This is a genomic window from Streptomyces sp. NPDC058291 (genome assembly GCF_042880855.1).
Classification (GTDB): Bacteria; Actinomycetota; Actinomycetes; order Streptomycetales; family Streptomycetaceae; genus Streptomyces.
Genome location: NZ_JBHVYK010000109.1, coordinates 15469 through 24903, shown reverse-complemented (window position 1 = coordinate 24903; position 9435 = coordinate 15469). Strand labels below are relative to the sequence as shown.

The window sequence follows — 9435 nt, the reverse complement described above, 5'->3', positions numbered from 1 at the left end:
GGCGCTGTTCCGCGGCGCCGCGCCCCTTGCCCGGGCCGCCCCCGAGCCCGCGCCCGCGGGGGCCGAGGGCGTGTCCGCAGACCCCGTGCGGGCGTCGGCGGCGGCCTCCGCCCCCGCCGGCACGGTCCCCGCCCCGGAGCCGGCCCCCGCCGGCACTCCGGACCCGGCCCCCGGCTCCGCCCCCGAGGCCGCGCGTCCCTTCCGGATCGTCGCCGTCACCTCCTGCCCGACCGGCATCGCGCACACCTACATGGCGGCCGAGTCCCTGGAGAAGGCGGGCCGCGAGGCGGGCGTCGAGCTGGTCGTCGAGACGCAGGGCTCGGCCGGTTTCACCCGGCTCGACCCGGCCGTCGTCGCCGCGGCGGACGGTGTGATCTTCGCCCACGACGTCCCCGTCCGCGACAAGGACCGCTTCGCCGGCAAGCCCACCGTGGACGTCGGCGTGAAGGCGGGCGTCAACCGGCCCGCCGAGCTGATCAGCGAGGTGCGCGGGAAGGCGGCGCGCGGCGAGGTCACCGCCGGCGCCAAGGGCGGGACACCGGTCGAGCGGGCCGGCGAGTCCGGCGACGGCTACGGCACCAAGCTGCGCAAGTGGCTGATGACCGGCGTCAGTTACATGGTCCCGTTCGTCGCCGCGGGCGGCCTGCTGATCGCCCTCGGCTTCGCGATCGGCGGCTGGCGGATCGCCGACGCGCCCTCGGTCATGGAGCACTTCTCCTGGACCCAGGTCGACAGCTGGGGCGCGCTGATGTTCCAGATCGGCAAGGTCGCCTTCGGCTTCCTCATCCCGGTCCTGGCCGGCTACATCGCCTACGGCATGGCGGACCGGCCCGGCCTCGTCCCCGGGTTCGTCGGCGGCATGATCGCCTCCAACATCGCCGCCGGTTTCCTCGGCGGTCTGGTCGCCGGTCTCCTGGCGGGCGGCATCGTCCTCGCGATCCAGCGGGTCAGGATCCCGCCGGTGCTGCGCGGCATCATGCCGGTCGTGGTGATCCCGCTGATCTCCTCGCTGCTCGTCGGCTTCCTGATGTTCGTCGTGATCGGCAAGCCCATCGCCGAGGCCCAGAAGGGCATGACGGACTGGCTGTCCGGCCTCTCCGGCGCCAACGCCGTCCTGCTCGGCGTGCTGCTCGGCCTGATGATGTGCTTCGACCTCGGCGGCCCCGTCAACAAGGTCGCGTACGCGTTCGCCACGGCGGGCATCGCCGTCCAGGACCCGAGCGACTCCGCGATGAAGGTCATGGCCGCGGTGATGGCCGCGGGCATGGTCCCGCCGCTGGGCATGGCACTCGCGACCACCGTCCGCAAGAAGCTCTTCACCCCGACCGAGCGCGAGAACGGCAAGGCCGCCTGGGTGCTGGGCGCGTCCTTCATCTCCGAGGGCGCGATCCCGTTCGCCGCGGCCGACCCGCTGCGCGTCATCCCCGCCTCGATGGCGGGCGGCGCGGTCACCGGCGCGCTGTCGATGACCTTCGGCGCCACGCTCCGTGCCCCGCACGGCGGCATCTTCGTGGTGCCGCTGATCGGCAGCCCGTTCCTGTACCTGGTCGCCATCGCGGCGGGCGTGTGCGTGACGACGGCCGTGGTCATCGTCCTCAAGGGCATGCGCAAGCCGGTCCCCGGCGCCGCCGAGCCCGGGACGGCGGAAGGCGCCGTCGAGACCGCCACCACGGCGGAGACCAAGCAGCCGATCGCCGCCTAGGTCTGTTGCGAAAGTGCTGGTCACAGCTAGCCGCCGGACCGCCGCCCAGCCGCCCGAGCGTCTCGCCGCTCGGGCGGCCGACTCTACGGCGGCCGCTTATGAGGCGATCTGCGTGACCTGCGAGATACATCACGGTCCGGGGCCAAAGTCCCGGACCGTGGGGTGTACTGGGCGGTATGCCCGTGCATCTCACGCCCGCCCAGCTGACGGCTCTGACCGTTCTCGCCGTGGCGTCCGTCGCCTGGCTGCTCGTCCTGACCCGGGTCCTGCGCCGTATGCGCGCCCGCGCCGAGGCCCACGCGGCGCTCCACGCCTTTCCCGTGCTCCCCGTGCTCCCCGTCCTGCCCGCGGTCCCGGCGCTTCCCGCGCTCCCGCGCCAGCAGCGGACCGGCCCCCGCCGGGAGACCGTCGAGCTGACCACGGCCGAGGAGGACGCCTTCGCGGGCCTGGTGCGCAGGCTCGACGGCGACCGCTGATCCGGGCCGGCGCGGCTCAGGAGACCTGTGCCGCCCGGCGTTCCATCGCGTCGCGGGCCGCGGCCTCGGACGGGTACACCTCGCACATGTGCCGCCCGTCGGGCGTCGCCGTGTGCTCGACCTCCCACAGGGAGATCTCCCGGCCGTCGCGCAGCAGGAACGCGTGCTCGTAGAGCGAGTAGCCCAGGCCGATCCGGCCGGCGCGGCAGGGGCGTCCGAAGGCCTGCCTGATCTGGTGCGCGAACGCCGACCGCAGCAGCGCCGTCGTGTCCGCGTCCGGCCGGTCGGGGTTCTCCGCGCGGCGCAGCAGACGGCGGGCGTGGTCCGCCGAGTCGTCCGGCACGTAGACGTGCCGGGGGGCCGGGACCGGCGCGAGCTGCACCAATACCGGCAGTTCGAAGTCCGGCGCCTCGGAGGGCAGCGGCAGCCGGGCCGTGGCGGCCCGCAGCTCCTCCTCGTCCACGTACACCTCGTGCTGGGGCTCGCTGCCCGGGGCGGTGTTGTGCACCAGCTCCCACAGCGTGAGCGCGCAGCCGTCGGCCAGCAGCCAGGTGTGCCGGTAGGTCTCGCGGTGCAGGCCCGCACTGTGGTGGGCGGAGTGCAGGGAGCTGTCGTGGGCCAGCGCGCAGTCGAGCCGCCGCAGGGCCTCGTCGGGCAGCTCGAACGAGTTCAGGGCGCGACCGAGCAGTCGCGCGAGATGCTCCTCCGGAGACTCGGGCGACTCGGCTGGTTCGTACGCTGTCGTCTCGTACGGAACGCTCAAGGCTTCTCCCGGCGTTGCTGCATGTCACCTTGTGGGTGCATACCGTAGCCCCTCGGTCGGACATCGTGTCCGGGAACCGAGAAAACGTACGTCGGGGAAAACGCCCGGGCCGCGCGGATGGTTCCCGCACGGCCCGACGCGTTCTCAGAAACCGCCGGTCAGACGGCACTTCCGGTGCTCGCGGTGCTTCCGGCGCGCCCGTCGCGGAGCGCGCTCCCCGCGCGGCCGTCGTCGCCCTTGTCGATCATGGAGATGGCGCTCAAGCAGCTCATGGCCCCTGTGCTGCGCATGGCGTCGGTGCTGCGCATGGCCCCCGTGCTGCGCATGGCGCCGGTGCTGCGCATGGCGCCGGTGGTGCTCAGGGCGACGCTCACGCGGCGCTCCCGGCGGTCCACTCCGCCCACGACATGTTCCAGCCGTTGAGGCCGTTGTCGGGGGCCACCGTCTTGTCGGGGGAGTTCTTGACGACCACCACGTCGCCGACCAGCGAATTGTCGTAGAACCACTTGGCGGGCGTGTCGCCCTGCGCGCCCTGTACGTCGGCGAGTCCGACGCAGCCGTGGCTGGTGCCGGTGCGACCGAAGGGCGGATTGCCCTTTTTGTACCAGTAGTTGCCGTGGATGAAGGTGCCGGATGTGGTCAGCCGCATCGCGTGCGGCACGTCCGGGATGTCGTACTCGGCGCCCAGGTTGACCGTCCGGCTGTTCATACGCGTCTGCGTGAACTTCTCGGAGATCACCATTTGGCCGTTGTAGGTGGTGTGCTCGGGGTCGCCCGTGGAGATCGGGGTGGACTTCAGGGTCTGCCCGTCCCGCACCACCGTCATGGTCTGGGTGTTCGCGTCGACCGTGGAGACCTGCGAGCGCCCGATGGTGAAGCTGACCGTCTTCTTCTGCACCCCGTAGACGCCGTTCGCGCCCTGAACACCGTCCAGGTCGATCTTCATCGTGACCTTGGAGCCGGCCTTCCAGTACTCCTGGGGCCGGAAGTCGAGCCGCTGCGTGCCGAACCAATGGCCGGCCACCTGCTGACCGCTGCTGGAGGTGACGGTGATGTGCGACTGCACGGTCTTCTTGTCGGCGATGGCCTTGTCGAAGGTGAACGACACCGGCATGCCGACGCCGACCGTCGTGCCGTCGTCCGGGCTGTACGTGCCGATGAAGCTGTTCGCCGAGGCGACCGTGGTGAAAATCGAGTTGGCGGCCGCGGTCTTGCCGTTCGCGTCCTTCGCGGTCGCCGATATCTGGTACTTCGTGCCGCGCTCCAGCTGCTCCTTCGGCTTCCAGCTGCTGCCGTCCGCCGACAGGTCGCCCTCGACGGCCTGGCTCGACCCGGCCACCGTCATCTTCACCTCGGCGAGCCGGCCGTCACTGACCTTCACACCGGTCTGGTTGATCGACGCGCCCGTCGAGCCGTCCTTGGCCGAGATGACTATCTTGGCGGTGGACGTCCTGACGCCGCTTCCGCCGCCCTTGCCGCCCTTCGCGTCGCCGCCCTCGGCGTTGGCGCTGCCCCCGCAGGCGGTCAGGGTCAGAGCGCCGACCACCAGGGCCGCACAGGCTCCTACCGCGCGCCGCACTGTCTTGTCCGCCGTCGTCACGGGCTGCTCCGGTTTCGTGTGAGGTGAGTGATCCGCTTCCTTACGTGGAACAGGAGGGCTCCGGCGACGGCCGGAGTTCCTCTCCGCGCGCCGTTGGCACGACCACGTGACAGAACCGGGACAATCACCAACGGGCCAGCCTCAGCGCCGTCCTGGCCGCGGCCGCCCATGGCCACTGCTGGCCAGCCTCAGCGCCGTCCTGGCCGCGGCCGCCTATGGCCACTGCCGTCCAGCCTCAGCGCCGTCCTGGCCACGGCCGCCTATGGCCACTGCCGTCCAGCCTCAGCGCCGTCCTGGCCACCGCCGCCAACGGACAGTGCGGTCCGAGGCCACCGCCGTCCGACCCTTGCGTCACCGGCCGCCGTACAGCTCCTCGTACGACGGCCAGGCGCCGCCCGGGCCGTCCACGGACTCGGCCGCGCGTACGGCTCGGACAATCGCGCGGGTCACCATGTCCGCGCCCGCCGCGAGAACCTCGTTCAGGGCGAGCGGGTCGCCGGAGGCGAGTGGCCGAGCGCCCGTCGCCAGCGAGAAGACGGTGTCCCCGTCGTTGAGCAGATGCACCGGACGCACCGCGCGCGCGATCCCGTCGTGCGCCGTGCCCGCCAGTTTCTGGGCCTGCGCCTTGGACAGGTCGGCGTCGGTGGCGACCACCGCGAGGGTGGTGTTCAGCGGCGGAGGCGCGTTCCTGGCCGCGCTCTCGGCGAGCCTTCGGCGCGCGGCCTCGTGCACCCGGGCCTCCGGGTACGCCACGCGCCCTTGGGACGACTCCCCGTACAACGCTCCCGTCTCCGGATCCAGCACCGACCCCACGGCATTCGCCACCACCAGCGCGGCCACCGTGATCCCGGTGCCCAGGACGACGGCGGCGGTGCCCACGCCGCCCTTCAGCGACCCGACCACCGCGCCCGTCCCCGCGCCGACACACCCCTGTGCCACCGGCGCCCCGGGCTCGCTCGCCGCGGCCGCCGTCACGGCCGCCAGGCCGGTGGCCGCGTCCGGACGGGCCCGGAAGTCGCCGCCGCGGCCCAGGTCGAAGACACAGGCGGCCGGCACCACCGGCACGACGTGCGCCGGGTCCGGGCCGACGCGGATTCCGCGCCCTTGCCCCTCCAGCCAGGCCATCACCCCGGACGCGGCGTCGAGTCCGTACGCGCTCCCGCCCGTCAGCACGACCGCCTCGACCTTCTGTACCAGGTTGCGCGGATCGAGGGCGTCGGTCTCCTTCGTGCCGGGACCGCCGCCGCGCACGTCCACCGCGGCCACGGCGCCCCCCTCGGGCGCGAGGACGACCGTCGCGCCGGTGAGCCACCCGTCACCGGTCCGCGTCGCGTGGCCGACCCGCATGCCGACGACGTCCGTCAGAGCGTCAACTGTCATGGCAGTCAGTCTCACCCGGCCCGCACCGCACAGGCGGGCGGAGTCCGACCGTGTCACACCGACGAGCGCGAGCCCTGCTCCGAACTGTCCCCGGAATCCGGTGCGTTCCGTGCCTTCTGCGCGTTCCGTGCTTTCCGCGCGTTCTGTGGGTTCTGTGGGTTCTGGGCGTTCGTTCGGTCTCGCGGGCCTGGGGAGCCGTCCTGCGAGTCGTTGCGCGAACCGCCCTGGAAGCCGTTCTGAGAGCCGTCCTGTGAGTCGTTCTGAGAGCCGTCCTGTGAGACGGCCCGTGAGTCCCGCGCGATCATGCGCGCCGTCAGGGTCGACCCGGTGGCCACCGCCAGCGCCGTGACCAGGCCGGCCGCCAGGACCGCCCACTCGCCCAGGAACGTGCAGCAGATGACCGACAGCGCGGTGACCGGCAGCACCGACTGCTGCGCCAGACCCACCTTGAAGTGGCGTGAGTGCAGCACCCAGACGGCCAGCAGGTACAACGCCGTCGGCAGGGTGACGGCCGCCGACGCGGCGAGCGTCGAGAGGTGGGCCTGCCCGACGGCCTGCTCGACGGCCACCTCCAGGCCCGCGCCGATCGCCGCTGCCGAGGCGAAGACGACGTAGTGCCCGTAGCCCCACAGGAACGCCTGCCTGTTGGAGCGCAGATGCCCGTGGATGGGCACCACGAAGTAGATCCACCACGCGGCGAAGACGATCAGCAGGCCGCCCACCGCGATCGGCAGCAGCTCGCCCAGGGCGTCGTTCTCGTCGATGCCGGACTTCACGGCGACCGTGGCCGCCGCGATCGTCTCGCCGAGCACGATGATCGTGAACAGCCCGTAGCGCTCCGCGATGTGGTGCGGGTGCCAGGACGTCGGGTGGCCACGCTCCGCGTACAGCGGCACGCACATCTCCAGCGGGGCCATCACCAGGAACAGCCAGGCCCTGCCGCCCTCGGGCAGAGTCACCAGCCCGATCCAGCCCACCTGGCAGAGCAGCACGCCACCGGCGTAGCGCAGTGCCGTCGTCCGCTCCGTGCCCCCCGTCGACAGTGCCACGCGCAGCCATTGCGAGGACATGGCGACCCGCATGATGACGTAGCCCAGCCAGACGGCCAGGAACTCGTGGTCCTCGAAGGCCCGGGACACCCCGGCGGCGAGCACCAGCACCCCGGCGATCTGGATCAGCGTGACGACCCGGTAGAGGGCGTCGTCGTTGTCGTACGCCGAGGCGAACCAGGTGAAGTTCATCCAGGCCCACCAGATGGAGAAGAAGACCATCGCGTAATTGGGGATGCCCTCGCCCGCGTGGGACTCCGCCACCGCGTGCACGAGCTGGACGCCCGCCTGGGCGATGGCCACGACGAAGCACAGGTCGAAGAAGAGCTCGAGCGGGGAGGCGACCCGGTGCGCCTCGCCCCGACCGCGCGCGGTCAGTTTGCGCAGGGGGTGTCTCCGAGCGGGGGCGGGCGAGGGCGAGGGGCCGCCGGGGGGAGGGGCCGGCGGGGGCGTACTGGACGTCATGGGTCCCAGCACAACAGATAACCACCGGAAAATCTTGTGCGGGATCCGCAGGCCCGCGAGCCGCCGGCAGTTCCCCGGGGGCCGGCCCGCCGGGTTCGTGGGGGCGCCGGTGCGGTTCACCGAGTCGGCCGCGGTGTTCGCGGTGGGTGGCGCGGTCCTCGTGCGGGCCCCGGACCGGGGTACTGCCGGGGCCGTACCCTGGACGCATGAGCACCCCAGCCGCCCCCGAGCCGCGCGACCCGAAGGCGGCGCTGATCTTCGACGACCCGCTGGACCGCCAGTCGTCGGACGACACCGACCGCGGGTGGGGCGAGCAGCCGGCGGCCGGCGGGGACAGCGCCGCCGACCTGAAGCGCTTCCTCGACGAGAAGCCGCCCCACCACATCTGAGCCCTAAGGACCCGGACGACCCCGGGGATGTCGAGGACCCCGCGGGCCGGGCGGGGGTGCGTCCCTACCGTCGGCCGTCGCCCGAGCCCCGCTGGGCGATCAGCTCGTCGCGGATCTCCTTGAGCACCTCCAGCTCGGTCACCTCCATGACCTCGTGCGTGCCCTCCTTGGCCTTCCTGCGCGCCTCGACCGCCGCCAGGTACTTCGACATGGGCAGCACCATCAGGAAGTACACGACGGCCGCCGTGATCAGGAAGGTGAGGGTCGCGCCGAGGACGGAGCCCCACAGGATCCGGACACCCGTAGCGTTGTCGCCCGTACCGCTGCACGAGCCCTTGATGCAGGAGCTGTAGCTGTCCAGGTTCTGGGTGCCGATCGTTCCGATGATCGGGTTGATGATCCCCTTCACCACCGAGTTGACGATGTTCGTGAAGGCCGCGCCGATCACCACCGCGACTGCCAGATCGACGACGTTCCCACGCATCAGGAAGGCCTTGAAGCCTTGCAGGACGCTTGCCTTCTTCTCGCTCACCTCGGGGACACTCCTCGCATGTACAGGTTGTGGAACAAACAGCTCCGCAACCTACGTCACGGCTGGGTGGGCGTGTCCAGCGCGGTAGCTCCGACGAGCGGCTCGACCTCACCACAAGGTCACCGCCAGTCGGGCCGTCGCGCCGGCGCCCGCCAAACGCGCCGCGGTCGACCGGGGCACCGACAGGGCGACCAGGGCGCCGCCCTCGCCGGCTGCTCCTCCGAAGGCCGGGAGGGAGGCGGAGGCCGAGGCGTCCACGGGCTCGGGCACCTTCGTCACGAGCGCCCCGCGCGCTACCACCCGGACCTGGCCGCCCGTACTGTCGCCCGTGCCGCCGCGCGCACCGCCCGCCGCCTGCTCGACGGCGATGACGTCGACCCGGTCACCGGGGTGCAGCAGCCGCACGGCGGCCGCGTCGGCGATGCGCACCGGGGCCGTCACCTTCTCGGCGGTGCGAGGGGCGGTCACGGGGGCGTGGGCGGGTGATTGCGCGCGGGAGTGTGAGCTACCGCGCGCGTCCCCGCCGGGATGGCCGCGTGCCGGGTCGCCGTTCCGGGGGCCGGCGGCCACGAGCGCGGCGGCGGTGACGGCGAGACCGATCGCGAGGGCACGCCTGCGGCTACGGACCAGCCGGCTGAGCCGATGGCGGCCGTGGCCGACGCGCACCGGGTCGAAGGCGGGAACCTCGCACGTGGCGGGCGCCTCGGGGCCGGGCGGGCACGGCGCGGACGGGAAGGCGAGCGGAGGGGAGGGGGGAAGAGCGGACACGGGACCACCACCTGCGAGGAGGGACGGGCTGGGGGACGGGCTTGCACAGCCACGATGACCCCTCACCTCGCAGCCCGCCGGAGCCGGTGGACCGTCCACGGTTTGTGGACAACTCCGCCACCCGAACGAGGAGTTCCACCGCTCGTGCCGGTAACCCGCAGTCCGTCCGTTCCCTCGCCGCTGCTTCCCCGCTGCTTCCCCGCTGCTTCCCCGCTGCCTCGCCCCCGCCTCGCGCCTGCACCCCACTCGCCGCAGCCGGGGCCTCGCCCCTGCCCCGGCACCCCACTCGCCGCAGCCGGAACGCCTACGGC

General features: G+C 72.4%; 10 protein-coding genes. 3 read left to right on the top strand and 7 right to left on the bottom strand.

What is annotated here, in order from left to right:
- Window positions 1-4: 4 nt before the first annotated feature.
- Both ACFVYK_RS34125 and ACFVYK_RS34120 read left to right on the top strand, forming a co-directional pair.
- Entirely contained in the window at window positions 5-1702 is a 1698-nt protein-coding gene (locus tag ACFVYK_RS34125) for a PTS fructose transporter subunit IIC (protein WP_389780612.1), read from the top strand.
- 176 nt (window positions 1703-1878) lie between these two features.
- Window positions 1879-2178, top strand: a complete 300-nt coding sequence (locus ACFVYK_RS34120) for a hypothetical protein (RefSeq protein WP_389780608.1) — start codon at window positions 1879-1881, stop codon at window positions 2176-2178.
- Window positions 2179-2194: 16 nt separating this feature from the next.
- On the opposite strand, the gene ACFVYK_RS34115 is transcribed toward ACFVYK_RS34120, so the two are convergent.
- From ACFVYK_RS34115 to ACFVYK_RS34095, 5 genes are all read right to left on the bottom strand, one after another.
- On the bottom strand, window positions 2195-2941 hold the full coding sequence (locus tag ACFVYK_RS34115) for a DUF6227 family protein (RefSeq protein WP_389780607.1): 747 nt from the start codon (window positions 2939-2941) through the stop codon (window positions 2195-2197).
- A gap of 158 nt (window positions 2942-3099) precedes the next feature.
- The gene (locus ACFVYK_RS34110; protein WP_389780606.1) at window positions 3100-3315 is read right to left on the bottom strand and encodes a hypothetical protein; all 216 of its coding nucleotides are present in this window, start codon (window positions 3313-3315) and stop codon (window positions 3100-3102) included.
- Window positions 3312-4541, bottom strand: a complete 1230-nt coding sequence (locus tag ACFVYK_RS34105) for an Ig-like domain-containing protein (protein WP_389780605.1) — start codon at window positions 4539-4541, stop codon at window positions 3312-3314. The genes ACFVYK_RS34110 and ACFVYK_RS34105 overlap by 4 nt, the downstream gene beginning before the upstream one ends.
- Window positions 4542-4892: 351 nt before the next feature.
- The gene (locus ACFVYK_RS34100) at window positions 4893-5921 is read right to left on the bottom strand and encodes a P1 family peptidase (RefSeq protein WP_389780604.1); all 1029 of its coding nucleotides are present in this window, start codon (window positions 5919-5921) and stop codon (window positions 4893-4895) included.
- 53 nt (window positions 5922-5974) lie between these two features.
- Window positions 5975-7435, bottom strand: a complete 1461-nt coding sequence (locus ACFVYK_RS34095) for a low temperature requirement protein A (RefSeq protein WP_389780603.1) — start codon at window positions 7433-7435, stop codon at window positions 5975-5977.
- Window positions 7436-7641: 206 nt separating this feature from the next.
- Between ACFVYK_RS34095 and ACFVYK_RS34090 the strand changes: the two genes are divergently transcribed.
- A complete protein-coding gene (locus ACFVYK_RS34090; RefSeq protein ID WP_389780602.1) occupies window positions 7642-7824 on the top strand; it encodes a hypothetical protein in 183 nt (60 codons plus the stop codon).
- 64 nt (window positions 7825-7888) lie between these two features.
- On the opposite strand, the gene mscL is transcribed toward ACFVYK_RS34090, so the two are convergent.
- Together mscL and ACFVYK_RS34080 are read right to left on the bottom strand one after the other, a co-directional pair.
- Complete coding sequence (gene mscL, locus ACFVYK_RS34085; RefSeq protein WP_389780601.1) at window positions 7889-8356, bottom strand: large conductance mechanosensitive channel protein MscL; 468 nt, start codon at window positions 8354-8356, stop codon at window positions 7889-7891.
- A gap of 108 nt (window positions 8357-8464) precedes the next feature.
- On the bottom strand, window positions 8465-9124 hold the full coding sequence (locus ACFVYK_RS34080) for a hypothetical protein (RefSeq protein ID WP_389780600.1): 660 nt from the start codon (window positions 9122-9124) through the stop codon (window positions 8465-8467).
- Between the last annotated feature and the right edge of the window lie 311 nt (window positions 9125-9435).